The 23,410-nt window shown below is 71.0% G+C and carries 24 protein-coding genes and 5 tRNA genes; 19 read left to right on the top strand and 10 right to left on the bottom strand.

The window, feature by feature from the left end:
- Positions 1-54 precede the first annotated feature (54 nt).
- From N5875_RS11345 to N5875_RS11330, 4 genes are all read right to left on the bottom strand, one after another.
- Positions 55-636, bottom strand: coding sequence for an ATP/GTP-binding protein (locus N5875_RS11345; protein WP_055602619.1), 582 nt, complete (start codon positions 634-636; stop codon positions 55-57).
- Positions 617-1,021: a DUF742 domain-containing protein gene (locus tag N5875_RS11340; RefSeq protein WP_017235980.1), complete on the bottom strand. Its 405-nt coding sequence runs from the start codon at positions 1,019-1,021 to the stop codon at positions 617-619. The genes N5875_RS11345 and N5875_RS11340 overlap by 20 nt, the downstream gene beginning before the upstream one ends.
- 156 nt (positions 1,022-1,177) lie before the next feature.
- Entirely contained in the window at positions 1,178-1,591 is a 414-nt protein-coding gene (locus N5875_RS11335; RefSeq protein ID WP_030325548.1) for a roadblock/LC7 domain-containing protein, read from the bottom strand.
- A 9-nt stretch (positions 1,592-1,600) separates the two neighbouring features.
- Entirely contained in the window at positions 1,601-5,449 is a 3,849-nt protein-coding gene (locus N5875_RS11330; protein ID WP_338493431.1) for a nitrate- and nitrite sensing domain-containing protein, read from the bottom strand.
- Between the two features lie 571 nt (positions 5,450-6,020).
- Between N5875_RS11330 and N5875_RS11325 the strand changes: the two genes are divergently transcribed.
- The 9 genes from N5875_RS11325 to N5875_RS11285 all read left to right on the top strand — a co-directional run bounded on the left by N5875_RS11325 (position 6,021) and on the right by N5875_RS11285 (position 9,990).
- The gene (locus N5875_RS11325) at positions 6,021-6,224 is read left to right on the top strand and encodes a hypothetical protein (protein ID WP_318207705.1); all 204 of its coding nucleotides are present in this window, start codon (positions 6,021-6,023) and stop codon (positions 6,222-6,224) included.
- Positions 6,225-6,352: 128 nt separating this feature from the next.
- Entirely contained in the window at positions 6,353-7,138 is a 786-nt protein-coding gene (locus tag N5875_RS11320; protein WP_024755926.1) for a fumarylacetoacetate hydrolase family protein, read from the top strand.
- A complete protein-coding gene (gltX, locus tag N5875_RS11315) occupies positions 7,131-8,606 on the top strand; it encodes a glutamate--tRNA ligase (RefSeq protein WP_338493429.1) in 1,476 nt (491 codons plus the stop codon). The genes N5875_RS11320 and gltX overlap by 8 nt, the downstream gene beginning before the upstream one ends.
- A gap of 26 nt (positions 8,607-8,632) precedes the next feature.
- The gene (locus tag N5875_RS11310; protein ID WP_318207703.1) at positions 8,633-9,355 is read left to right on the top strand and encodes an HAD family hydrolase; all 723 of its coding nucleotides are present in this window, start codon (positions 8,633-8,635) and stop codon (positions 9,353-9,355) included.
- 92 nt (positions 9,356-9,447) lie between these two features.
- Positions 9,448-9,519: transfer RNA gene (locus tag N5875_RS11305), tRNA-Gln, on the top strand.
- Positions 9,520-9,562: 43 nt separating this feature from the next.
- Positions 9,563-9,635, top strand: a tRNA-Glu gene (locus N5875_RS11300).
- An 84-nt stretch (positions 9,636-9,719) separates the two neighbouring features.
- Positions 9,720-9,792, top strand: a tRNA-Glu gene (locus tag N5875_RS11295).
- A 14-nt stretch (positions 9,793-9,806) separates the two neighbouring features.
- A tRNA-Gln gene (locus N5875_RS11290) sits at positions 9,807-9,878 on the top strand.
- A gap of 39 nt (positions 9,879-9,917) precedes the next feature.
- Positions 9,918-9,990: transfer RNA gene (locus N5875_RS11285), tRNA-Glu, on the top strand.
- Positions 9,991-10,125: 135 nt separating this feature from the next.
- Here N5875_RS11285 and ndgR read toward each other — a convergent pair.
- Positions 10,126-10,842: an IclR family transcriptional regulator NdgR gene (ndgR, locus tag N5875_RS11280; protein WP_015036427.1), complete on the bottom strand. Its 717-nt coding sequence runs from the start codon at positions 10,840-10,842 to the stop codon at positions 10,126-10,128.
- A gap of 140 nt (positions 10,843-10,982) precedes the next feature.
- Between ndgR and leuC the strand changes: the two genes are divergently transcribed.
- The 4 genes from leuC (at position 10,983) to N5875_RS11260 (ending at position 14,184) form a co-directional block, all read left to right on the top strand.
- Positions 10,983-12,407, top strand: coding sequence for a 3-isopropylmalate dehydratase large subunit (gene leuC / locus N5875_RS11275; protein WP_338493426.1), 1,425 nt, complete (start codon positions 10,983-10,985; stop codon positions 12,405-12,407).
- Positions 12,408-12,413: 6 nt separating this feature from the next.
- Positions 12,414-13,007: a 3-isopropylmalate dehydratase small subunit gene (gene leuD / locus N5875_RS11270; protein ID WP_318207701.1), complete on the top strand. Its 594-nt coding sequence runs from the start codon at positions 12,414-12,416 to the stop codon at positions 13,005-13,007.
- A 104-nt stretch (positions 13,008-13,111) separates the two neighbouring features.
- Complete coding sequence (locus N5875_RS11265) at positions 13,112-13,339, top strand: hypothetical protein (RefSeq protein ID WP_030325570.1); 228 nt, start codon at positions 13,112-13,114, stop codon at positions 13,337-13,339.
- A 143-nt stretch (positions 13,340-13,482) separates the two neighbouring features.
- Positions 13,483-14,184: an HU family DNA-binding protein gene (locus N5875_RS11260; protein WP_318207700.1), complete on the top strand. Its 702-nt coding sequence runs from the start codon at positions 13,483-13,485 to the stop codon at positions 14,182-14,184.
- Between the two features lie 90 nt (positions 14,185-14,274).
- Here the strand turns inward: N5875_RS11260 and N5875_RS11255 are convergent, their stop codons facing one another.
- Both N5875_RS11255 and cofC read right to left on the bottom strand, forming a co-directional pair.
- A complete protein-coding gene (locus N5875_RS11255; RefSeq protein WP_030325574.1) occupies positions 14,275-14,484 on the bottom strand; it encodes a hypothetical protein in 210 nt (69 codons plus the stop codon).
- 10 nt (positions 14,485-14,494) lie between these two features.
- Positions 14,495-15,142 carry a 2-phospho-L-lactate guanylyltransferase gene (cofC, locus tag N5875_RS11250; RefSeq protein WP_318207699.1) on the bottom strand — a complete coding sequence of 216 codons (648 nt, stop codon included), beginning with the start codon at positions 15,140-15,142 and terminating at the stop codon, positions 14,495-14,497.
- Between the two features lie 127 nt (positions 15,143-15,269).
- Between cofC and N5875_RS11245 the strand changes: the two genes are divergently transcribed.
- The 3 genes from N5875_RS11245 to N5875_RS11235 all read left to right on the top strand — a co-directional run bounded on the left by N5875_RS11245 (position 15,270) and on the right by N5875_RS11235 (position 18,265).
- Positions 15,270-16,022 carry a lysophospholipid acyltransferase family protein gene (locus N5875_RS11245; RefSeq protein ID WP_338493421.1) on the top strand — a complete coding sequence of 251 codons (753 nt, stop codon included), beginning with the start codon at positions 15,270-15,272 and terminating at the stop codon, positions 16,020-16,022.
- Positions 16,019-17,020: an NAD(P)H-dependent glycerol-3-phosphate dehydrogenase gene (locus tag N5875_RS11240; protein WP_318207697.1), complete on the top strand. Its 1,002-nt coding sequence runs from the start codon at positions 16,019-16,021 to the stop codon at positions 17,018-17,020. The genes N5875_RS11245 and N5875_RS11240 overlap by 4 nt, the downstream gene beginning before the upstream one ends.
- Before the next feature lie 105 nt (positions 17,021-17,125).
- Entirely contained in the window at positions 17,126-18,265 is a 1,140-nt protein-coding gene (locus N5875_RS11235; protein WP_318207696.1) for a D-alanine--D-alanine ligase family protein, read from the top strand.
- A gap of 33 nt (positions 18,266-18,298) precedes the next feature.
- Here N5875_RS11235 and N5875_RS11230 read toward each other — a convergent pair whose 3' ends face one another.
- Both N5875_RS11230 and N5875_RS11225 read right to left on the bottom strand, forming a co-directional pair.
- On the bottom strand, positions 18,299-18,778 hold the full coding sequence (locus N5875_RS11230) for a DUF3515 domain-containing protein (RefSeq protein ID WP_318207957.1): 480 nt from the start codon (positions 18,776-18,778) through the stop codon (positions 18,299-18,301).
- A gap of 23 nt (positions 18,779-18,801) precedes the next feature.
- Positions 18,802-19,035, bottom strand: a complete 234-nt coding sequence (locus tag N5875_RS11225; protein WP_015036438.1) for an Lrp/AsnC ligand binding domain-containing protein — start codon at positions 19,033-19,035, stop codon at positions 18,802-18,804.
- Positions 19,036-19,268: 233 nt separating this feature from the next.
- Between N5875_RS11225 and N5875_RS11220 the strand changes: the two genes are divergently transcribed.
- Both N5875_RS11220 and thiD read left to right on the top strand, forming a co-directional pair.
- Complete coding sequence (locus tag N5875_RS11220; protein WP_073819075.1) at positions 19,269-20,231, top strand: thiamine-phosphate kinase; 963 nt, start codon at positions 19,269-19,271, stop codon at positions 20,229-20,231.
- The gene (thiD, locus tag N5875_RS11215; protein ID WP_338493417.1) at positions 20,228-21,028 is read left to right on the top strand and encodes a bifunctional hydroxymethylpyrimidine kinase/phosphomethylpyrimidine kinase; all 801 of its coding nucleotides are present in this window, start codon (positions 20,228-20,230) and stop codon (positions 21,026-21,028) included. The genes N5875_RS11220 and thiD overlap by 4 nt, the downstream gene beginning before the upstream one ends.
- A 126-nt stretch (positions 21,029-21,154) precedes the next feature.
- Here thiD and rpmB read toward each other — a convergent pair whose 3' ends face one another.
- Positions 21,155-21,340 (bottom strand): 50S ribosomal protein L28, encoded by a 186-nt coding sequence (gene rpmB, locus N5875_RS11210; RefSeq protein ID WP_015036441.1) that lies wholly within the window; start codon positions 21,338-21,340, stop codon positions 21,155-21,157.
- Between the two features lie 275 nt (positions 21,341-21,615).
- Between rpmB and N5875_RS11205 the strand changes: the two genes are divergently transcribed.
- Positions 21,616-23,232, top strand: coding sequence for a DAK2 domain-containing protein (locus N5875_RS11205; RefSeq protein WP_338493416.1), 1,617 nt, complete (start codon positions 21,616-21,618; stop codon positions 23,230-23,232).
- Positions 23,233-23,410 lie beyond the last annotated feature (178 nt).

The following is a 23,410-nucleotide window of genomic DNA, read 5'->3' as shown; positions in this document are numbered from 1 at the left end:
AACGACACAGACCGCCCCTGGCGGTGGCATATGACAACCGCTCTGGTCGTCCGGCTACTTGAGCCGGGCCATCAGAGCGTGCTCGACCAGGGTGATGAGCGCGCTCTTGGCGTCGGCGCGGTGCCGCGCGTCCGTGGTGATGATGGGAGTGCCGGGGCCGATCTGGAGGGCCTCGCGGACCTCCTCCGGCTGGTAGGGCTGGCTCCCGTCGAAGCCGTTGAGGGCGATGACGAACGGCAGGCCGCTGTTCTCGAAGTAGTCGACCGCCGGGAAGCAGTCGGCGAGACGGCGGGTGTCGACCAGGACGACGGCGCCGATGGCGCCGCGGACCAGGTCGTCCCACATGAACCAGAACCGGTCCTGACCGGGCGTACCGAAGAGGTACAGGATCAGGTCCTGGTCCAGGGTGATGCGGCCGAAGTCCATGGCGACGGTCGTCGTCGTCTTGCCACCGGTGTGCGTGAGGTCGTCGATCCCCGCGGAGGCGGACGTCATGACGGCCTCGGTACGCAGCGGATTGATCTCGGAGACGGCGCCGACGAACGTGGTCTTGCCCACGCCGAAGCCACCCGCCACCACGATCTTCGCGCTGGTGGTTGAACGGGCCGCGCCGCCGCTAGAGCTTGCGAAGTCCACTGAGCACCCTTTCGAGCAGAGTCACGTCCGGCGTGCCGCCGGTCTCTCCGTTGCCCGGCTGGTGGATCGCCACCATGCCGGCCTCCGCCAGGTCGGCGACGAGGATGCGGGCGACGCCGAGGGGCATCGACAGCAGCGCCGACACCTCGGCCACCGACTTGACCTCACGGCACAGGTGGCAGATCCGCTGGTGTTCCGGGAGGAGCGTGGCGAGGTGCGCCGGGTCGGCCGTGGTGCTGACCAGCGCCTCGATGGCGAGCTGGTAGCGCGGCCGGGTCCGGCCGCCGGTCATCGCGTACGGACGCACCAGCGGCTGGTCGCCCTCGTGTCCGTACTCGTCGACTGAGGCGCCGTACGGATCGTGAGAGGCGGGGGGCGGGGTCATGAATCCTCCGGGCGTGACGGCAAACCTTCTGCCGTCTGATGGGGCCGGTGGGGGGCCGGGTGGGGCGGCCGGACGGATAACGGTGCCAGGGCGGTACGGAGGGGCGTACCGCCCTGTCGGTCGGTGGTGCGGTGGGGTTTTCCGTGGAGCGACCGGCTAGTGGAGCAGGCTGCCCTGGAGCTCCGCGCGGAGATCCGGGGTGAGGACACTGCCGGCCCGGTCGACCAGCAGCGTCATCTCGTAGCCGACGAGGCCGATGTCGCACTCGGGGTGCGCGAGCACGGCCAGCGAGGAGCCGTCGGAGACCGACATGAGGAAGAGGAAGCCGCGCTCCATCTCCACCACGGTCTGCGCGACGGGGCCCCCCTCGAAGATCCGGGACGCGCCCGCGGTCAGCGAGGTCAGTCCGGACGCGACCGCCGCCAGCTGGTCGGCACGGTCACGGGGGAATCCTTCGGACATGGCCAGCAGGAGTCCGTCGGCGGAGACCACCACCGTGTGGGACACCCCGGGGGTGTTGTCCACGAAGTTGGTGATCAACCAGTTCAGATTCTGCGCCGCCTGGCTCATCGCGTTCAACTAACGCTCCTGCTGATGGTTCGGACCGAGGTGGTGATTACCCGTGGTCGAGTTACCTGCCTGCCGGCCCTGCTGGATGCCGCGGCGCAGATTGGTCAGCCGGCCGCGGACGTCGTCGGGTGCACGCGAGACCTGGGGGCCGGCCGTGTGGGCCTGCTCCTGTGCGGTCCCGGGTACGAGGTTGGCCTTCGGCACACGCCGGGGAAGACCAGAGGTGGTGACACCGCCGGCCGCGGGCTTGCGCACCCGCTCGGCCTGGCGCACCAACTCGTCGTTGGGCGAGGTCCGCCAGGCGGCCCCGCCGTTCTGGCGGCCGTCGGCCGGGTCACCGGCCGGACGCTGCGCGGGAGCGGACTGCTGCGGCGCGGCCGGGGCCTGCGCCTGCCGCTGCCCCTGCTGCTGCTGTGCCTGCTGCTGGGCCTGCTCCTGGTGGAACCAGTTGGTCTCCAGCGTGTCGTACAGCGGCGTACGGCCGTCGCCCGCACCCGCCGGCGGCAGCGCCTCCGGACGGCGCGGCTGCTGGAGCTGCGGCTGCTGGCCCTGCGGCTGACGCGGCTGGACCGGCTCCGGGCGCTGGGCGCCGAAGTCGCCGCTGCCACCGCCGGTGCGCTGACGCGGGGCCGGCGGCTGCGGGGCCTGCTGCTGCGCCTGCGGTACGAAGGGCTGCCGGCCGAACTGCTGCTGCTGCTGGCCGCCCTGGTAGCCCTGCTGCTGCGGGGCCTGCTGCGGGCTGTCGAAGTCGGGCCGCGCGAACTGGCCGGTGGAGCCGGGACCCTGCGGCGCGCCGAAATCGGGGCGCGGGAACTGCGCCGTCGACGCCGGGTCCTGGACGCCGCCCTGGTACACCTGCGGCGTCTGCTGCTGGCCCTGCTGCGGACGGCCCTGCGACTGCTGCTGAGGAGCATTGAAGTCGGGGCGCGGGAACTGGCCCGTGGAGCCGGGGCCCTGCGGGGCCTGGGCCGCGAACGAGCCGGTCGTCTCCGGGTCCTCGTGACCGCGCGGGGCGTCCAGCGGGGACATCTCCTGCTGCGGGCGGCGGACCGGCTGCTGGGCCTGGTCGTTGCCCCAGCTCGCCGCCTGCGGGCGCTGCGGCTGGGGGTTGCCACCCGGCAGCTCGGCGCGCGGGAACTCGTACCCACCGGTCTGCTGGGCACCCTGGCCCTGACCCTGCGGGGCGTGCTGCGGCGCGCCGGGTCCGGCCTGCGGGCCGCCCTGGCTGCCCCAGACGTCCGTACGGGACGGGATGGCGCTCGACGCGCCGCCGATGAGGCCGCCGCCACCGGGGCCCGGGCGGAGCGGCTCGCCGCTCTGCGGGGTCTGCGGCAGCTGACCGGTCCGGTCGAGCGACGCGTTCTGCGGCTGCGGGTTATGGGACTGCGGGGCGCCCTGCGGGCCACCGGCGAGCGGCGCACCGTCGCGGGCGGGCAGCGCGGCCCGGGGACCGCTCGTACCGACCTGACCGCGCGGGGCACCGGTGCCGAGACGGCCGGCCGCCGGGGACGGCGGACCGCCCTGGCCCGGACGTCCGCCGGGGCCACCGGCCGCGCCGGGGCCGGCGGGAAGCCGGCCGCCCGGGGCGGAGGCACCCGGCGGCATCGCGCCCTGGCCACCGGCACCCGGCTTGGGCATCGGCTTCTTGCCGCCCTGGGCGACGTCGACCGGCAGCATGACGAGCGCGGTGGTGCCGCCCGAGTCGGAGGGGCGCAGCTGGATGCGGATGCCGTGTCGCAGGGACAGGCGGCCGACCACGAAGAGACCCATGCGGCGGGAGACGGAGACGTCCACGGTGGGCGGCGAGGCGAGCCGCTCGTTGATCGCGGCGAGGTCCTCGGGGGAGAGGCCGATGCCGGTGTCGTGGATCTCGACGAGCACACGGCCGTCGGGCAGCGCGTGACCGGTGACCCGCACCTTGGTCTGCGGCGAGGAGAACGAGGTGGCGTTCTCCAGCAGCTCGGCGAGGAGGTGCACGAGGTCGTTGACGACGCGGCCGGCGACCTCGGTCGCGGGGACCGAGGCGAGTTCGATGCGCTCGTACTGCTCCACCTCGGAGGCGGCGGCACGGAGCACGTCGACCAGCGGGACCGGGCGGGTCCAGCGACGGCCCGGCTCCTCACCGGCGAGGACGAGGAGGTTCTCACCGTTACGGCGCATGCGCGTCGCGAGGTGGTCGAGCTTGAAGAGCGAGGACAGCTGGTCCGGGTCGGCCTCGCGCGACTCCAGTTCGGAGATGAGCGAGAGCTGACGCTGGATGAGGCCCTGGGAACGGCGCGAGAGGTTGGTGAACATCGCGTTGACGTTGCCCCGGAGGAGGGCCTGCTCGGCGGCGAGACGGACGGCCTCGCGGTGCACGTCGTCGAAGGCCGCGGCCACCTGGCCGATCTCGTCCCGGGAGTGCACACCGACGGACTCGACGGAGGTGTCGACGTCCTGCGGGTCGGACTCGGAGAGCTGCTTGACGAGCTCGGGCAGACGTTCCTGGGCGACCTTGGTCGCGGTGTCCTGGAGCCGGCGCAGCGAGCGGATCATGGACCGGGCCACGACGAAGGCGCCGATGAGCGAGACGCCGAGGACGAGGAGGATCAGGGCACCGTTGACGATGGCGTCCCGCTGCGACTCCTGGCGGAGCTCACGGGCCAGGCTCTCCATGTCGCCGAGCAGACCGCGCTCGATGCGGTTCATGGTGGCGATCTTGGTGCCGTACTCGTCGGTGAAGTTGAGGTGGCCGCGCGTGGGGCCGCGCTTCATGGCGTTGTCATCGTTGAGGACACGCTCGGCGTACTTCTCGGCGGCGGTGATCGACGGGTTGCCGGTGTTCAGGGAGGCGGTCTTCTCGGCGGCGTCGCCGCCGGTCGACTCGTAGATCGCCTGGAAGGACTGGAGCTCGCGGCCCTCGGAGTTGAGCGCGGCCTCGGCGTAGAGGCGGTCACCCTGCTGGATGTCACCGGAGGTCCGGTCGCTCGGCGGCAGCGCCGCGGCGATGATCGCCTGCTGGATGGAGGCGTACTCCTTGGCGGACGAGAACGCGGCGAGCGCGCGGGTCCGCTTGATCATCTCGGGGTTGCTGGTCGCCTGCGCCATGTCCTGGGACAGGCTGAGCAGCGAGCGGATGAGACGGCTGTACGCCTCGACCGTCACCGAGTGGGAGACGTCCTTCTCGTAGGCGTTGCTCCGGATCGTGTGCAGACCGCTGACCTGCGAGGCGATCTGGTTGACGTTCTGCCGGATGCTGCGCAGCGCCTCGTCGCCCTCGGTGGCCGGGATGGCCTCCGTGGCCTGGAGGAAGGCCTTGTACTCGAGGTCCGTCTTCCGGCGCGGGTTGGCGACCTGGTAGTCGCTGACCGGGCGGCCGTTGGCGAGCGGACCCGCGGAGAGGTCGCGCTCGGACTGGAGGGCCTGCGCGAGGTCGGTGGCCTCTCGGGTCAGCTTGGTGAGCAGCTGCATGTGGTCGAGCTGCTCCATGTCCTGGAGCGACTCGCTGATGCGGATGCCGCCCAGGGTGGTCGCGGCGACCACGGGGAGGGTGAGGAGCGCGACCAGGCGCGTGGAGATGCGCCAGTTGCGCAGGGCTATTCGGGGGCCGACTGCATTTTCGGCGGTCCCGGTGGTCCCGCCCTTCTCGGCCCGGCCCTTGGAGGAAGCGTCGGACGGCTCGGCGGAGGCGGACGCGGCGCTCGTGCGCCTGCCGCCGTCACCGCCGTCGCCGGACGGCCCCTGACCCTGGTTCGGGGTGTGCGAGGCCGAGGGACCGCGGTCGGTCCCGGCACGCGGTTCCTGCTCCGCCGGAGCATCCGCTCGGCCCTGACGGGCCTGGGGAGACCCCGAGCCATCCCTCTTGAAACGTCCCTGCACTAGCGTCGCAACCTCTGGACCAGGCGTCCTTCCGGATGAACGGAGAGGACGGTGTCGGCGTCAATCGGGGTGCGTGGAGGGCACCCCAGGTGGTCGTCGGTGACCGGCGCAGTTCCCCCTTCCCCGCCACTAGGCCGGCGCTGCGTTGCGCCCCCTGCGCGCCGGCTTGAATCCCGCGGCGGTGCGTGGAATTCCAGCACAGTGCCGGATCTCCAACAAGGGCCGCGTGTCGCGCCGGGAGGGTCATGACAACCCGTACGCACAGTGTCACCGCATGTAGAAGATGATCACGGAGGATTCGGACTTTTCCTCTCCAATGGCTGCGCGTACCCGTGTGTCCCAGTCGCGATGATCAGGAGCGGAATAGAGCATTCAGTGGCGGAATGTCCCTTTCCGTGACGTCAGGCCGCAGTCCGTAATGCCTGGAATGTGGCGCCCGTGGTGAGCAAACTCACACGAAGATCGATGTCTTAGCCATGCATTCGAAGGGAATCGCATGTTTAGCCTGACGCTTTACACCCCCTCGCGCCCGAACGCGGCGCCCGTTCCGGAACAAGGTCAGATCACCGCGATGAAGACGACGACGCCCGGCTCCACGGCCAACCCCCGCCGTTCCACCCTCGTCCACCTCTCGGACGCCGCAGAGCTCGGCCGGGTCGCCCTGCCCGAGTACGCGGTCGAGCTGCCGGCGAAGACGGCCAACCCGCGCCGCACCGTCCTCATGCAGCCCCCGGCCCCGTACCAGCCCCAGCCGTACGCCTCCGCGTCCCGCTGACGCCACCGCCGGAGCCACCCGCGTCATCCTTGTCACGGGCCCGGTGACATCGCCGGTCGGCCGCCCCGCGCCGCGTTAGCCTGGAGCGTCAGACTCCAGCCAGCACCAAGTGAGGGGCGACAGCACTCGTGCGCATCGCCAGATTCTCCATCGACGGCAATGTGGCCTTCGGCGCCGTCGAGGGCGAGGGAACCGTCGAGTCGGGCGGCCTCGTCCTCGACATCATCAAGGGCATCCCGTACACCGACTTCGAGCTCAGCGGCACCAAGGTCCCGCTGAGCAAGGTACGGCTCCTGCCGCCCGTGCTCCCCAACAAGGTCGTGGCCATCGGCCGCAACTACGCGGAGCACGCCGCCGAGCTCGGCAACGAGGTCCCCGACGTCCCCGTCGCCTTCTTCAAGCCCACCACCTCGGTGATCGGCTCCGGCGACGCCATCGAGTACCCCTCCTTCTCCAACGAGCTGCACCACGAGGCCGAACTGGCCGTGGTCATCGGCCGCATGTGCCGAGAGGTGCCCCGCGAGCGCGTCAAGGACGTCATCTTCGGCTACACCTGCGCCAATGACGTCACCGCCCGCGACGCCCAGCAGCGCGAGAAGCAGTGGGCCCGCGCCAAGGGCTTCGACACCTCCTGCCCCCTCGGGCCCTGGGTGGAGACCGACCTCGACCCGAGCGACCTGACCATCCAGGCCACGGTCAACGGCGAACAGCGCCAGCTGGGTCGGACGAGCGACATGATCCGCTCCATCGAGGACCTGGTCGTCCACATCACCGAGGCCATGACGCTGCTCCCCGGCGACGTCATCCTCACCGGCACCCCCGCCGGGGTCGGCCCCCTCAACGTCGGCGACGAGGTCGCCGTCACCATCGAAGGCATCGGCACTCTCACCAATAAGGTGATCAAGCGTGGCTAACGCGAAAATCCGCGTCCGTTTCTGTCCCTCGCCGACCGGCAACCCCCACGTGGGTCTGGTCCGCACCGCCCTCTTCAACTGGGCCTTCGCCCGGCACAACCAGGGCACCATGGTCTTCCGCATCGAGGACACCGACGCCGCTCGCGACTCCGAGGAGTCGTACGACCAGCTGCTCGACTCCCTCAAGTGGCTCGGCCTCGACTGGGACGAGGGCCCGGAGGTCGGCGGCCCGCACGCGCCGTACCGCCAGTCGCAGCGGATGGACATCTACAAGGACGTCGCCGACAAGCTGCTCGGCCACGGCTACGCGTACCGCTGCTACTGCACCACCGAGGAGCTCGACGAGCGCCGTGAGGCCGCCCGCGCCGCCGGCCGCCCCTCCGGCTACGACGGCCACTGCCGCGACCTCACCCTGGAGCAGAAGTCGGCCTACGAGGCCGAGGGCCGCGCGTCGATCGTCCGCTTCCGGATGCCCGACGAGCCGATCACCTTCACCGACCTGGTCCGCGGCGAGCTCACCTTCACCCCGGAGAACGTGCCGGACTACGGCATCCTCCGGGCAAACGGCGCCCCGCTGTACACCCTGGTCAACCCCGTCGACGACGCCCTGATGGAGATCACCCACGTCCTGCGCGGCGAGGACCTGCTCTCCTCCACCCCCCGCCAGGTCGCGCTCTACAAGGCGCTCATCGAGCTGGGCGTCGCCAAGGAGATCCCCTCCTTCGGGCACCTGCCGTACGTCATGGGCGAGGGCAACAAGAAGCTCTCCAAGCGCGACCCGCAGGCCTCCCTCAACCTCTACCGGGAGCGCGGCTTCCTCCCCGAGGGCCTGCTGAACTACCTCTCGCTCCTCGGCTGGTCCTTCTCGGCCGACCAGGACATCTTCACCATCCCCGAGATGGTGGCGAAGTTCGACATCGCCGACGTCAACGCCAACCCGGCGCGCTTCGACCTCAAGAAGGCCGAGTCGATCAACGCCGACCACATCCGCATGCTGGACGTGAAGGCGTTCGCCGAGGCCTGTGAGCCCTGGCTGCGGGCCCCCTTCGCCAACTGGGCGCCCGAGGACTTCGACCGGACCGCCTGGGAGGCCATCGCGCCGCACGCCCAGACCCGCGTCACCGTCCTCTCGGACATCACGGCCAACGTGGACTTCCTCTTCCTGGCGGAGCCGGTCTTCGACCAGCCCTCGTGGGACAAGGCGATGAAGGGCGAGCCCGCGGCCCTCCTCGCCACCGCCCGGGAGAAGCTCGAAGGCGCCGACTGGAGCGACCCCGAGTCCCTCAAGAACGCCGTGCTGGCCGTCGGCGAGGCCCACGGCCTCAAGCTCGGCAAGGCCCAGGCCCCGGTCCGCGTCGCCGTCACCGGCCGCACGGTCGGCCTGCCGCTCTTCGAGTCCCTGGAGATCCTGGGCAAGGAGAAGACCCTGACCCGCATCGACGCGGCTCTGGCGAAGCTCGCCGCCTGACCCCTCCCGCGCGGTACGGTCGGTCCATGACCATCCGCGCGGTGCTGTGGGACGTCGACGACACGATCTTCGACTACGCCCGCGCCGACCACGTCGGCATGAGCGCGCACCTGACGGCCGAGGGCCTGGTGGACGGATACGCATCCGTCGACCAGGCCCTCCGTCGTTGGCGGGAGCTCACGGCGATCCACTGGCGCATCTTCGAGGCCGGCGGGGTCGACTTCCAGGAGCAGCGGCGGGAGCGCGTCCGGGACTTCCTGGCGGCGCCGGGCCTGACCGCCGCGGAGGCAGACGGCTGGTTCGAGCGGTACGTCTCCCACTACGAGGCGGCCTGGGAACTCTTCCCCGACGCCGTCCCCGTCCTGGACCTGCTGGCCGATGACTATCGTCACGGGATCCTGTCCAACTCCAGCCTGCGCAACCAGGACCGCAAGCTGCGGGTCCTCGGCGTACGGGAGCGCTTCGAGGCCGTCCTCTGCGCGGCGGAGCTCGGGGTGGCCAAGCCGGCCCCGGAGGCCTTCCACGCCGCATGTACCGCCCTTGACCTGCGCCCGAGCGAGGTGGCGTACGTGGGGGACCAGCCGGACATCGATGCCAGGGGCGCCGTGGAGGCGGGGCTGCGGGGCATCTGGCTGGACCGCGCGGACACCGGCGGCCGCCCCGACCTGAAGCGGATCACGAGCCTCAGCCAGCTCCCGGCCCTGCTCGGAGGGCATACCCGTTTTGGAGCACCGTCCACCTTCGGGTAATGTTCTTTCTGCGCCGAGGGGAACAAGCCGAAAGGCAAGAACCCGAAAAGCGCAAGCCGAGCAAGATCCCCCTGGTGGGGAGGTTGTTCCGGTGGCCTATGGTGTAATTGGCAGCACGACGGTTTCTGGTTCCGTTAGTCTTGGTTCGAGTCCAGGTAGGCCAGCTCGCAGAGCTCATCTGCATCGTACGCGGATCTCATCCGCAAAGCCCCCGTTGTGTAGCGGCCTAGCACGCCGCCCTCTCAAGGCGGTAGCGCCGGTTCGAATCCGGTCGGGGGTACTGATCCATCCTGTAGGTCACTTGGGTAGCTCCCGGTGGATCTACGGTGACATCACCCGGCTCCGGCCGGGTGGGATCGCTAGGGCCCCCGTTGTGTAGCGGCCTAGCACGCCGCCCTCTCAAGGCGGTAGCGCCGGTTCGAATCCGGTCGGGGGTACGGTGTAACCACCATGGCCTATGGTGTAATTGGCAACACTACGGTTTCTGGTACCGTCATTCTTGGTTCGAGTCCAGGTAGGCCAGCTCGCAGAGCTTATCTGCACCGCGGATCTGATCCGCAAGGCCCCCGTTGTGTAGCGGCCTAGCACGCCGCCCTCTCAAGGCGGTAGCGCCGGTTCGAATCCGGTCGGGGGTACAGAACGAAGAAGCCCTTCCCTTCGGGGGAGGGCTTCTTCGCTGTTCGGTGCCGTATGGACGTACCTGGGCGCAACTCCGGCCCACCGCTGCGGCGTTGAAGCGGTGGGCCGGGACGAACGGAAGAGGGAGGACGTCAGCCGGTGCGGCGGAGCGCCTCGGAGAGACGGGCCGCGGCGTCGATGACGGCCTGGGCGTGCATACGGCCCGGGTGGCGCGTCAGACGCTCGATCGGACCCGAGACCGAGACGGCGGCCACCACGCGGTTCGACGGGCCGCGTACGGGCGCGGAGACGGACGCGACGCCAGGCTCCCGCTCGCCGATCGACTGGGCCCAGCCGCGGCGCCGTACGCCCGACAGGGCCGTCGCCGTGAAGCGGGCGCCCTGGAGGCCGCGGTGGAGCCGCTCGGGCTCCTCCCAGGCCATCAGGATCTGCGCCGAGGAGCCGGCCTTCATCGTCAGCGTCGAGCCGACCGGGACGGTGTCCCGCAGGCCCGAGAGCCGCTCGGCCGCCGCCACGCAGATGCGCATGTCGCCCTGCCGGCGGTAGAGCTGGGCGCTCTCGCCGGTGACATCGCGCAGATGCGTCAGAACCGGGCCCGCGGTCGCGAGCAGGCGGTCCTCGCCGGCCGCGGCGGCGAGCTCCGCCAGGCGCGGTCCGAGGATGAACCGGCCCTGCATGTCACGCGCCACCATCCGGTGGTGTTCCAGTGCCACGGCCAGTCGGTGTGCCGTGGGTCGTGCGAGTCCCGTCGCCGCGACCAGTCCTGCGAGGGTGGCCGGACCGGACTCCAGGGCGCTCAGGACAAGGGCTGCCTTGTCGAGAACGCCTACGCCGCTAGAGTTGTCCATGCAACGATATTCGCGTCTCACTCTGTGAAACGCAAGTTCAATTTCCTGCGGAACTTGTCACTCTGGTGAGGCGGCCGCACAACGGCCCGCGAAACGGGTCTCTAGTTGTGCCGGCGTAGACGTCGGCCGGAGGGAAAGCGATGGGTAGGACACTCGCGGAGAAGGTCTGGGACGACCACGTCGTCCGGCGCGCCGAGGGCGAGCCCGACCTCCTCTTCATCGATCTGCACCTGCTGCACGAGGTGACCAGCCCCCAGGCCTTCGACGGTCTGCGCCAGAACGGCCGGCAGGTGCGGCGCCTCGACCTCACCATCGCCACCGAGGACCACAACACCCCGACCCTCGACATCGACAAGCCGATCGCCGACCCGGTCTCCCGCGCACAGCTGGAGACCCTTCGGAAGAACTGTGCCGAGTTCGGCGTCCGGCTGCACCCGCTGGGCGACGTCGAGCAGGGCGTCGTCCACGTGGTGGGACCGCAGCTGGGCCTGACCCAGCCGGGCACCACCGTCGTCTGCGGCGACTCGCACACCTCCACGCACGGCGCCTTCGGCGCGCTGGCGTTCGGCATCGGCACCAGCCAGGTCGAGCACGTGCTCGCCACCCAGACGCTGCCGCTGGCCCGCCCCCGGACCATGGCCATCACGGTCGACGGCGAGCTGCCCGAGGACGTCACCGCCAAGGACCTGATCCTGGCGATCATCGCCAAGATCGGCACCGGCGGCGGCCAGGGCTACATCCTGGAGTACCGCGGTTCCGCCATCGAGAAGCTCTCGATGGAGGCCCGGATGACCATCTGCAACATGTCGATCGAGGCGGGCGCCCGCGCGGGCATGATCGCCCCCGACGAGACCACCTTCGCCTATCTGAAGGGCCGCGCCCACGCCCCCGAGGGCGAGGACTGGGACGCCGCCGTCGCGTACTGGAAGACCCTGAAGTCCGACGAGGACGCGGTCTTCGACGCCGAGGTCGTCATCGACGGCCCCTCGCTGGCGCCGTTCGTCACCTGGGGCACCAACCCGGGCCAGGGCGCGCCGCTTTCGGCGAACGTCCCCGACCCGGCTTCGTACGAAGACGCTTCGGAGCGCCTGGCCGCCGAAAAGGCCCTGGAGTACATGGGGTTGACCGCCGGGCAGCCGCTGCGCGACATCAAGGTCGACACCGTCTTCGTAGGCTCCTGCACCAACGGCCGCATCGAGGACCTGCGCAACGCCGCCGCCCTCCTGGAAGGCCGCAAGGTCGCCGACGGCGTCCGGATGCTGGTCGTCCCCGGCTCGGTGCGGGTCGCCCTGCAGGCCGTCGAGGAGGGCCTGGACAAGGTCTTCAAGGAGTCCGGCGCCGAATGGCGGCACGCGGGCTGCTCGATGTGTCTGGGCATGAACCCCGACCAACTGGCTCCCGGTGAGCGCTCCGCGTCCACCTCCAACCGCAACTTCGAGGGCCGGCAGGGCAAGGGCGGCCGGACCCACCTGGTCTCGCCCCAGGTCGCCGCCGCCACCGCCGTCCTGGGCCATCTGGCCTCCCCGGCCGATCTGTCCGACGTCGCCACCACCGCGGGGGTCTGAGGAACCATGGAAGCTTTCACCACGCACACCGGCCGGGCCGTCCCGCTGCGTCGCAGCAACGTCGACACCGACCAGATCATCCCGGCGCACTGGCTCAAGAAGGTCACTCGCGACGGCTTCGAGGACGGCCTCTTCGAGGCCTGGCGCAAGGACTCCGAGTTCATCCTCAACCGCCCCGAGCGGCAGGGTGCCTCGGTCCTGGTCGCCGGCCCCGACTTCGGCACCGGCTCCTCCCGCGAGCACGCCGTCTGGGCGCTCCAGAACTACGGTTTCCAGGCGGTGATCTCCGCCCGCTTCGCCGACATCTTCCGTGGCAACTCGCTGAAGAACGGCCTGCTCACCGTGGTCCTGCCGCAGGAGACGGTCGACGCGCTCTGGGAGCTGACCGAGGCCGACCCGACCGCCGAGGTCACCGTCGACCTGGAGCGGCGCAAGGTCCTGGCCGCCGGGATCGACGCCGACTTCGAGCTCGACGAGAACGCCCGCTGGCGACTCCTGAACGGTCTCGACGACATCAGCCTCACCCTTCAGAACGAAGCCGACATCGCGGCATACGAGGCGTCCCGACCGGCCTTCAAGCCCCGTACAATTACGGTCTGAGCAGCGCTTTTCCAAGACTGCGCCCCCCACCGCCCGGTGGGGGGCGCAGTCGCTTGTTGAGACCCTGTCGGGCGACAACTCGCCCTAGATGGCACAATCGGTGCATGGAACGCGACAGCCAACTCGAGCTCTACGAGTCAGTCGCCGCCCGATTGAAGGAAGCGCACACAAGAGTGCGCTCACTGCAAGTCCCGGAGGGCGTAAGGATGGCGCTGTCCCGGAAGCTGCTGGTCGTGACGGCCGCGGCGAAGCACGATCTCAAGGACGCGGCAACGCGTCTGGACCGGTTGATGAAGGACCTCGACGAGGGCCGATTCCCAGAGGACGACTGACACCAAGAACTCCGCAGCGGATCTTCTGCGTTGCGGCACTAGGGTGATTAGCCCGTTTCGTGTTTGATTTGCGGTATATACATGCCTAACGTGCGAAAAAGCTTGAACACTTTCGTTCTGGCAATGTCTCCGAAGGGGAAGACGTGAACAAGGCGCAGCTCGTAGAAGCGATTGCCGACAAGATGGGCGGTCGCCAGCAGGCCGCCGAAGCCGTCGACCACGTGCTTGACGCCATCGTGCGTGCCGTGGTCGGTGGCGACCGGGTCTCGGTGACGGGTTTCGGCTCGTTCGAGAAGGTCGACCGCCCGGCCCGCTACGCCCGCAACCCGCAGACGGGTGAGCGGGTGCGGGTCAAGAAGACCTCGGTCCCGCGCTTCCGTGCCGGTCAGGGCTTCAAGGACCTGGTCAGCGGCTCGAAGAAGCTCCCCAAGGGCGGCGAGGTCTCCGTCAAGAAGGCCCCCAAGGGCAGCCTGACCGGTGGCGCCTCCGCCACCGTGAAGAAGGCCGCCGCCAAGAAGGCCAGCACCGCCAAGAAGGCCGCCGCGAAGAAGGCGACCCCGGCGAAGAAGGTCACGACGGCGGCTGCCAAGAAGGCGACCCCGGCCAAGAAGACCACCACGGCGGCCGCCAAGAAGGCGACCCCCGCCAAGAAGACCACCACGGCCGCGGCGAAGAAGACCTCCGCCGCCGCCAAGAAGACCACCACGGCCGCCGCGAAGAAGGCGACCAAGGCCACGGCCAAGAAGACCGCGCCGGCCGCGAAGAAGGCCACGGCGACGAAGGCGCCCGCCAAGAAGACCACGGCGCGCAAGACGACCGCCAAGAAGACCGCCGCCAAGAAGTAGGACGAGCGGTAGACACCCGCCGGGCCGGGCTCCCCCCAGGGAGCCCGGCCCGCGGCGCGTCCGGGGCCCCGACAGCGGGGACCGGGCGCGTCAGAACGTCTGGAGCGTCACCAGGGTGATCCGCAGGCCGGCCCCCGACGTGCCCGGCTCCGCCTCGATCCGGACCCGCTGCCCCGGCCGCAGCAGCCGCAGCCCGCCCGCCTCGAAGGCCTCCGCCCCGAACTCCACGGGGGTGCCGTCGTCGAGCAGCACACTGCCGCTGTGGGTCTCGGAGTCGTACGTGAACGCGGTCGCCTGCATGGGCCGCAGCCTATCGGGCCGCCGGCAGCCACCGGGCGGCCGTCCGCGGGCCGAGTCCCAGCTCCCCGGCCGCCGCCAGATCCTCACCGGTGTCCACGTCCCGGCGCACCGAATCCACCCCCGCCAGCAGGATTTCCACCGCGCCCGAAGACAAATGCCGAAGCCGCGACGCACCTCCGAATGCCGGTTCCAATTCCACGCCCGGACCCGCCGAGAGGAATGTCGTACCTATTTCGGCGGCATCCGCGAGAAAAGCCCTCGGAAATTTTCCGGCCACGTCCAGGACCCGGGTCAGCTCCTCGGGCCGCAGCGCCGGCAGATCCGCGTTGAGCGCCGCCACCCGCGCGGACGGCCGCCGGGACCGTACGGCACGGACCCCGTGCGCGAGCGCCGGGTTGAGACCCGCCGCCGGGGTGTCCGGGACGATCCGCGCGCCCAGGGCCGCGAGCGCCCCGCCGGCCGCCGGATCGTCCGTGACGACCACCACATCCCGTACCCGCGGGCAGTTCAGCACCGCCCCCACGGTGTCCTCGGCGAACGCGAGCGCCAGCCGCGGGCGCAGCCGGGCCCCGGCCGCCGCGGCCAGTCTGCTCTTCGCCAGGGCAAGGGGCTTCAGGGGTACGACCAGGGACCAGCCGTCGTCCGCATGCGTGTTCATCGCGGCCCATTCTGTCCCGCCCACGCGGTCCCCCGGAGGGCCCGGGGCGTACGGTGTCACTCGACAGAGCTGGAGCATGGGGCGACACTTGACCCCCTGCCAGCCGGTCCCGGAGAAAGGTGTACGAGTGCCCCGCCGCAGAATCGGCTTCTGGTACCGCCTCGCGGCGGTCATCGCCAAACCCCCCCTGGTGGTTCTGTTCAAGCGGGACTGGCGCGGCATGGAGCACATTCCGGTCGACGGCGGCTTCATCACCGCGGTCAACCACAACTCCTACCTGGACCCGCTGTCCTACGCGCACTACCAGTACAACACCGGCCGGGTCCCGCGCCTCCTCGCCAAGGCGGGCCTCTTCAAGGCCCCCTTCGTCGGGATGATGCTGCGCGGCACCGGACAGATCCCCGTCTACCGGGAGACGACCAACGCGCTCGACGCGTTCCGCGCCGCCGTCGACGCCATCGAGCGCGGCGAGTGCGTCGCCTTCTACCCCGAGGGCACCCTCACCCGGGACCCGGACATGTGGCCCATGGCGGGCAAGACCGGTGCCGCGCGCGTCGCGCTGCTCACCCGGGCCCCCGTCATCCCGGTGGCCCAGTGGGGCGCCAACCTGGCGATGCCGCCGTACGCCAAGGAGAACAAGCTCAGCCTGTTCCCCCGCAAGACGCTGACCGTGCAGGCCGGTCCGCCCGTCGACCTCTCCCGCTTCTACGGACTCGAGCCCACGCCCGAGGTGCTCCGCGAGGCGACCGAGGTCATCATGGCCGCCATCACCGCGCTCCTGGAGCAGATCCGCGGCGAGCGGGCGCCCGCCGAACCGTACGACCACCGCAAGGCGCGCCTGGCACAGCGGCGCAAGGCCGCCGAAGGGGGCACCAAGTGACCAAGGCAGCCGTCTTCGGAAACGGATCCTGGGGTACCGCGTTCGCGATGGTGCTCGCCGACGCGGGCTGCGAGGTGAGCCTCTGGGGCCGCCGCGCCGAACTCGCCAAGGAGATCAACGCCTCCCGGGTCAACCCCGACTACCTCCCGGGCGTCGAACTCCCCACGGCGATCACGGCCACCGCCGACCCGGCCGAGGCGGCCCACGACGCCGACTTCACCGTCCTCGTCGTCCCCTCCCAGACCCTCCGCGGCAACCTCGCCGCCTGGGCGCCGATGCTGGCGCCCGACACCGTCCTCGTCTCCCTCATGAAGGGCGTCGAACTCGGCACCGCCAAGCGGATGAGCGAGGTCATCACCGAGGTCGCCGACGTGCCCGCCGAGCGCGTGGCCGTCCTCACCGGCCCCAACCTGGCCAAGGAGATCGCCGCCCGGCAGCCCGCCGCCGCCGTCGTCGCCTGCGTCGACGAGACGGTCGCCCAGCGCCTCCAGGCCGCCTGCATGACCCCGTACTTCCGCCCGTACACCAACACCGACGTGGTGGGCTGCGAGCTGGGCGGGGCCGTGAAGAACGTCATCGGCCTCGCCGTCGGCATCGCCAACGGCATGGGGCTCGGCGACAACTCCAAGGCCACGCTCATCACCCGCGGCCTCGCCGAGACCACCCGCCTCGGCCTCGCCATGGGCGCCGACCCGCTCACCTTCTCCGGCCTCGCGGGCCTCGGCGACCTCGTCGCCACCTGCTCCTCGCCGCTCTCCCGGAACAACACCTTCGGCACCAACCTCGGCCGCGGGATGACCCTCCAGGAGACCATCGCGGCCACCAAGCAGACCGCCGAGGGCGTCAAGTCCTGCGAGTCGGTGCTCGATCTGGGCCGCCGCCACGGCGTCGACATGCCCATCACGGAGACGGTCGTCTCGATCGTCCACGACGGCAAGCCGCCGGTCGTCGCCCTCAAGGAACTGATGTCGCGCAGCGCGAAGGCCGAGCGCCGGTAGGTCCTGACGGTCCCCCCTGTCGGGTCCGGCGCGCGCTGCGCCGGACGCGCGAGGGGACCGGGGCCGCAAGGTCGTTCGGGACGCGCAAGGTACGCTCATCGCGATATGAGCGAGAACACCCAGAGCCCCCGCAAGCCGCGCGTGGCCGTCGTCTTCGGCGGACGCAGCTCCGAGCACGCCATCTCCGTCGTCACGGCGGGCGCCGTCCTGAGCGCCATCGACCGGGACAAGTACGACGTGCTGCCCATCGGCATCACGACGGACGGGCGCTGGGCGCTCACCGCCGACGCCCCCGAGCGCATGGCCATCGCCGACCGCGCCCTGCCGAACGTCGCCGACCTGGCCGAGTCCACCGAGGGCGGCGTCGTCCTCTCCGTGGACCCCGCCAACCGCGAGGTCGTCCTCACCGAGCCCGGCGCCGTGCCGAGGGCCCTCGGCGAGGTCGACGTGGTCTTCCCGATGCTCCACGGCCCCTACGGCGAGGACGGCACCCTCCAGGGCCTCCTGGAGCTCTCCGGCGTCCCCTACGTCGGCGCGGGCGTCCTCGCCTCCGCCGTCGGCCAGGACAAGGAGTACATGAAGCGGGTCTTCGTCTCCTTCGGCCTCCCGGTCGGCCCGTACGAGGTCATCCGGCCGCGCGAGTGGGAGCAGAACCCTGCCGCGGCCCGCAAGAAGATCGTCGAGTTCGCCGCCGACCACGGCTGGCCGCTCTTCGTGAAGCCGGCCCGCGGCGGCTCGTCCATGGGCATCACCAAGGTCGACGACCTCTCCGGCCTGGACGAGGCCATCGAGGAGGCCCGCCGCCACGACCCCAAGATCCTCGTCGAGTCGCTGCTGCGCGGCCGCGAGATCGAGTGCGGCGTCCTGGAGTTCGAGGACGGTCCGCGCGCCAGCGTGCCGGCCGAGATCCCGCCGGTCACGGACCACGACTTCTACGACTTCGAGGCCAAGTACATCGACTCGGCCTCCGGCATCGTGCCCGCCCCCATCGGGGACGAGGCCACCGCCGAGATCCAGCGCCTCGCCGTCGCCGCCTACGAGGCGGTCTCCTGCGAGGGCCTGGTCCGCGCCGACTTCTTCCTCACCGAGGACGGCGAGTTCGTGATCAACGAGATCAACACCATGCCGGGCTTCACGCCGATCTCCATGTACCCGCGCATGTGGCAGGAGAGCGGCGTGAGCTACCCCGAGCTCGTCGACCGGCTCATCCAGGCCGCGCTGACCCGCTCCACGGGCCTGCGCTGATCCGACGCGTCCCGGAAGACCGTGCCGCCGCCCTCAGAGGCTGGACGGCACGGTCTTCCGTACGGGATCGGCGAGATCCGCGAGCGGCGTCATGTCGTGCGTGTACCGCTCGCCGAGCGTCACCTCGACGTACGTCTTCCGGTACGTCGTGGTGAAACGGGGCCCGCTGCCCTCGGGACGCTCCAGCATCCAGTTGACGCCGTTCGCCTCGACGCCCTGCGCCTTGGGATCGCTCATCTTTTCGGGCCGGGGCACCCCGCAGCGCAGTACGATCGCACCGTCACCCCAGCCGGCGGTCAACTCGGAGCCGGGCTCCGGGTCACTCCGTTCCAGCCCCACCACGGTGTCCGGAAGCTCCTTCGCCAGTGCCTGGCAGAAGGCGGCCTCCGCCGCCGGGGGGCTGGGAACCACGACGGACGCCGCGGCGTCCGACGAGGAACAGCCGGTGGCGGCCAGCAGCAGTACGGCTGCCGAGACGGCGGCGGGCAGGCCGAAGGGCCGGTGGGAAGACATCACCGGCCAAGCGTAGACGGGGGCTACAGATGAACGACCGGGCAGGTGAGGGTGCGCGTGATGCCGTCCACTTGCTGGACCTTCGCGACCACCATGCGGCCGAGTTCGTCGACCGTGTCCGCCTGCGCACGCACGATGACGTCGTACGGACCGGTCACGTCTTCCGCCTGGAGCACCCCCGGGATCTTGGAGATGGTGTCGGCGACGGTCGACGCCTTGCCCACCTCGGTCTGGATGAGGATGTACGCCTGAACCACGGAACCTCCAGGGCGACCACGAGGATCTTGTGGGAGAAAGGGACGCCACGGTACCGCGTCGCCGCGGGCCGCGGGGAGACCCGCGCCTCCCGAGGCGCTCGCGGGGTGGCGTACGCAGGACAGAAGTTGACGGTCTACTTGACGGTACCCAGCACGGTGACGGCCCGCGACCCGCGGCGCGAACAGACGCGCCCCCGCCCGCCGGCCGGCACGAAGACACGAGGTGAGGCGCGGTGAAGGGCACAGTCGGAGAGCTGGGCGAGTTCGGGCTCATCAGGGAGCTCACGTCCCGGCTCACCTCCACCCCGGCGGTACGGATCGGGCCGGGCGACGACGCCGCGGTCGTCTCCGCGCCCGACCGGCGCGTGGTGGCCAGCACGGACATCCTTCTCGAAGGACGTCACTTCCGCCGCGACTGGTCGACGGCGTACGACGTCGGCCGCAAGGCCGCCGCACAGAACCTCGCCGACATCGCCGCCATGGGGGCGGTCCCCACCGCGCTCCTCCTCGGCCTGGTCGTCCCCGCCGAGCTCCCCGTCACCTGGCCCACCGAACTCATGGACGGCCTGCGCGACGAATGTCAGGTCGCGGGCGCCGCGGTGGTCGGCGGCGACGTCGTCCGGGGCGACACGATCATGGTCTCCATCACCGCGCTCGGCGATCTGCGCAACCACGACCCGGTCACCCGGGGCGGCGCGCAGCCCGGCGACGTCGTGGCCTACACCGGCTGGCTCGGCTGGTCCGCCGCCGGTTACGCGGTCCTCTCCCGAGGCTTCCGCTCCCCCCGCGCCTTCGTCGAGGCCCACCGCAGGCCCGAACCGCCGTACCACGCGGGTCCCGCGGCCGCCGGTCTCGGCGCCACCGCCATGTGCGACGTCAGCGACGGCCTCATCGCCGACCTCGGCCACATCGCCGAGGCCAGCAAGGTCCGCATCGACCTGCGCTCCGGCCTCATCGACATCCCGACCCAGATGAACGACATCGGCCAGGCCGTCGGCGTCGACCCCATGCAGTGGGTGCTCACCGGGGGAGAGGACCACGCGATCGTGGCCACCTTCCCGCCCGACGTGAAGCTGCCCGCCCGCTGGAAGGTCATCGGCGAGGTCCTCAACCCCTCCGCGCTGCCCCAGGTCACCGTGGACGGCGCGCCCTGGCACAGCGTGGGCGGCTGGGACCACTTCGGGGAGACCGAATGACCTCCCCGCCCCCGCTGGTGCTGACCGTCGCCGGATCCGACTCCGGCGGCGGCGCCGGCATCCAGGCCGACCTGAAGGTGATGCTCGCGCTCGGCGTCCACGGCATGAGCGTGCTCACCGCCGTCACCGCCCAGAACTCACGGGGAGTCCAGGGCGTCTGGGAACTGCCCGTGGAGGCCGTACGCGCCCAGTACCGGGCCGTCGTCGACGACATCGGCGTCCAGGCCGTCAAGACCGGCATGCTGGCCTCGGCCGCGCTCGTGGAGACCGTCGCCGAGCTGCTCGGCGACACCGTTGCCCCGGTCGTCGTCGACCCGGTCGGCGTCTCCAAGCACGGGGACTCGCTGCTCGCCGAGAGCGCGCTCGACTCGGTCCGCACGAAGCTGCTGCCCCGGGCCACCGTCGCCACCCCGAACCTGGACGAAGTGACACAGCTCACCGGCGTCCACGTCGTCCACGAGGCCGACATGCGGGTCGCGGCCGAGGCGATCCTGTCGTACGGGCCGGAGTGGGTCCTGATCAAGGGCGGGCACCTGCCCACCGGCCGGGAGGCCGTCGACCTGCTCACGGACGGCTCGGAGGAGCACTGGCTGCGCGCCCCGCGCCACGACAACCGGCACACCCACGGGACGGGCTGCACGCTCGCCTCGGCGGTCGCGTCGGGGCTCGCGAAGGGCCTCCCGGTGCCGGTGGCCGTACGGGAGGCCAAGGAGTACGTGACCGGGGCCATCGCCGCCGGATTCGCCCTGGGATCGGGCATCGGGCCGGTCGACCACGGCTGGCGGTTCAGGGACTGAGGGTTCCGGGAGCCTGCGGGCCCCGGGGTCCTGCCGTTTCATGGCAAGGCAAAAGGCCGGTTCACCTAGGTGAACCGGCCTTTCAAGGCAACCGCAGGGGCTGCGCTACGACAGAACACGTCGCAATTAGCGCGAGACCTTGCCGGCCTTGATGCACGAGGTGCAGACGTTGAGCCGCTTCGGCGTCCGACCGACCACGGCACGCACACGCTGGATGTTCGGGTTCCAGCGACGGGGCGTACGGCGGTGCGAGTGCGAAATGTTGTTGCCGAAGCCCGGCCCCTTGCCGCAGACGTCGCAGTTGGCAGCCACGGGTCACTCCAAAGACTTCAGATTTACAGTGAAATCCGGCGCACCGGAATCAGGAGTCTGAAGTGGCTTGCCGGGGGATGGCCCGGTGTGAACCGGGCAACCGAAGCAGCATACAACGCCTGCCTCGGTGGAACGAAACTACCATGGTCTCGGCGGACCTCGCCCCGGGCCCAGGTCACTGGGGGTCTCCCCTGGTCGAGCGAAGCCGAGAGCTTGGGGGAGGGACACCTCGGGTCTACCCTGCGGTGAGCCCACCGCCGAAGGAGGACCCCCCGTTGTCGCGAGCCCTTCAGCCCTTCGAGGAGCTCGTCGAGCTCGACGCCGAAGCGGTCAGGTCCTGGTGCGCGCGGTCGCTGGACGCGCTCGGCCGGGAGCGCGAGGAGATCGACGCGATCAACGTCTATCCCGTGGCGGACGGGGACACCGGCACCAATCTGTACCTGACGGCGGAAGCCGCCCACCAGGCCGTCGAGGCCGTCTTCGCCGCCGCAGCACCCGGGCCCGACACCGCCGAGACCGTACGGGCCATGGCGCACGGAGCCCTGCTCGGCGCCCGCGGCAACTCCGGAACCATCCTGTCCCAGCTCCTCCGCGGCATGGCGGGCGTCCTCGCCGACGGCTGTGACGGTGATCACCTCGCCCGCGCCCTCGGCGAGGCCGCGAGCGCGGCCCGTCGGGCCGTCGCCCACCCCGTGGAAGGCACCATCCTCACCGTGGCGAGCGCCGCGGCCGGGGCGTGCACCGCCGGCGGCGGGCTCGTCGAGGTGGCCAGGAACGCCCACGAAGGGGCCAGGACCGCCCTCGCCGCCACCTCGGGGCAGCTCGAGGTCCTCGAACGCGCCGGCGTCGTCGACGCGGGCGGCAGGGGCCTCGTGACGGTCCTCGGCGCCCTCCTCGAAACGGTGACGGGACAGACCCCGCCGCCGGTGCCCGAGGCGCGGATCAAGCCCGTACCCCCGGAGGACTGCCCCACCGAGGACGGGCCCGCCTATGAGGTGATCTACCTCCTGGAGGCCGGGGACGAGGCCGTGGAACGGCTCCGGTCCCGGCTCGATGCCCTGGGGGAGTCCCTCGTCGTCGTCGGCGGCGACGGGCTGTGGAACGTCCATGTGCACGTCGACGACGCGGGCGCCGCCGTCGAGGCCGGTGTCGAGGCCGGCCGGCCGCACCGCATCCGGATCACCCACTTCGCCGCCGACTCGGCGGCCGCCTCCGCGCGCGGGGAGCGCGCCCAGCGCGCGGTCGTCGCCGTCGTCCCCGGCGAGGGCCTCGCCGGGCTCTGCGCCGAGGCGGGCGCCACGACCGTACGGACCCTGCCCGGCGAACAGCCCGCCGGCGACGAACTCCTCGACGCGATCCGGCGGGCCCACGCGCGCGAGGTGGTCCTCCTGCCCAACGACACCGACCTGCGGCAGACCGCGGCGGCCGCCGCCGAACGCGCCAGGGCCGAGGGCATCCGCGTCGCCCTCATCCCGACCCGCGCCGCCGTCCAGGGCATCGCCGCCCTCGCCGTCCACGAACCCGACCGACGCTTCGACGAGGACGTCGTCGCCATGACGGCCGCCGCCGGAGCGACCCGCTACGCCGAACTCGCCGTCGCCGAACGGCAGTCCTTCACCTCCGCCGGCGTCTGCCAGGCCGGCGACATCCTCGGCCTCATCGAGGGCGACGTCGCCGTCATCGGCACCGACCTCGCCGAGACCGCCCGCACCGTCCTGGACCGGATGCTCTCCGCCGGCGGCGAACTCGTCACCCTCGTCGTCGCCGACGACACCCCGCCCGACCTCGCCCCCGACCTGGAGGCCCACGTCCGGCGCGGCTACCTGGCCGTCGACACCACCACGTACCACGCGGGCGCGGGCGCTCCACCGCTGCTCATCGGGGTGGAATGAGAGCGCCCGGACTTTGGGCTCGCGATATCGCGGCCCCAAAGCCCGGGCGCTTTGGCACACTGTGTCGGTTCGATCCCGTGGTGTGCAGTGACTCCGCCGGTGCGTGATGCGGTGGCTCCTCACTCGCCCGCTGACGCGAACTCGTGACGGACAAGCCCTGCCCGATGCCCAACGGCAT

The organism is Streptomyces sp. SJL17-4 (assembly GCF_036826855.1).
GTDB lineage: Bacteria > Actinomycetota > Actinomycetes > Streptomycetales > Streptomycetaceae > Streptomyces.
This window is presented reverse-complemented; position numbering and strand designations above follow the sequence as displayed.

Bases quoted from the DNA above. Each gene is read 5' to 3' on its own strand.
- leuD (WP_318207701.1), top strand. From the start codon at position 12,414: ATGGAAGCTTTCACCACGCACACCGGCCGGGCCGTCCCGCTGCGTCGC.
- N5875_RS11235 (WP_318207696.1), top strand. From the start codon at position 17,126: ATGAGCGAGAACACCCAGAGCCCCCGCAAGCCGCGCGTGGCCGTCGTC.
- N5875_RS11325 (WP_318207705.1), top strand. From the start codon at position 6,021: ATGAAGACGACGACGCCCGGCTCCACGGCCAACCCCCGCCGTTCCACC.
- N5875_RS11310 (WP_318207703.1), top strand. From the start codon at position 8,633: ATGACCATCCGCGCGGTGCTGTGGGACGTCGACGACACGATCTTCGAC.
- N5875_RS11335 (WP_030325548.1), bottom strand. From the start codon at position 1,591: ATGAGCCAGGCGGCGCAGAATCTGAACTGGTTGATCACCAACTTCGTG.
- N5875_RS11255 (WP_030325574.1), bottom strand. From the start codon at position 14,484: ATGCAGGCGACCGCGTTCACGTACGACTCCGAGACCCACAGCGGCAGT.
- N5875_RS11340 (WP_017235980.1), bottom strand. From the start codon at position 1,021: ATGACCCCGCCCCCCGCCTCTCACGATCCGTACGGCGCCTCAGTCGAC.
- ndgR (WP_015036427.1), bottom strand. From the start codon at position 10,842: ATGGACAACTCTAGCGGCGTAGGCGTTCTCGACAAGGCAGCCCTTGTC.
- thiD (WP_338493417.1), top strand. From the start codon at position 20,228: ATGACCTCCCCGCCCCCGCTGGTGCTGACCGTCGCCGGATCCGACTCC.
- cofC (WP_318207699.1), bottom strand. From the start codon at position 15,142: ATGAACACGCATGCGGACGACGGCTGGTCCCTGGTCGTACCCCTGAAG.
- N5875_RS11265 (WP_030325570.1), top strand. From the start codon at position 13,112: ATGGAACGCGACAGCCAACTCGAGCTCTACGAGTCAGTCGCCGCCCGA.
- N5875_RS11230 (WP_318207957.1), bottom strand. From the start codon at position 18,778: ATGTCTTCCCACCGGCCCTTCGGCCTGCCCGCCGCCGTCTCGGCAGCC.
- leuC (WP_338493426.1), top strand. From the start codon at position 10,983: ATGGGTAGGACACTCGCGGAGAAGGTCTGGGACGACCACGTCGTCCGG.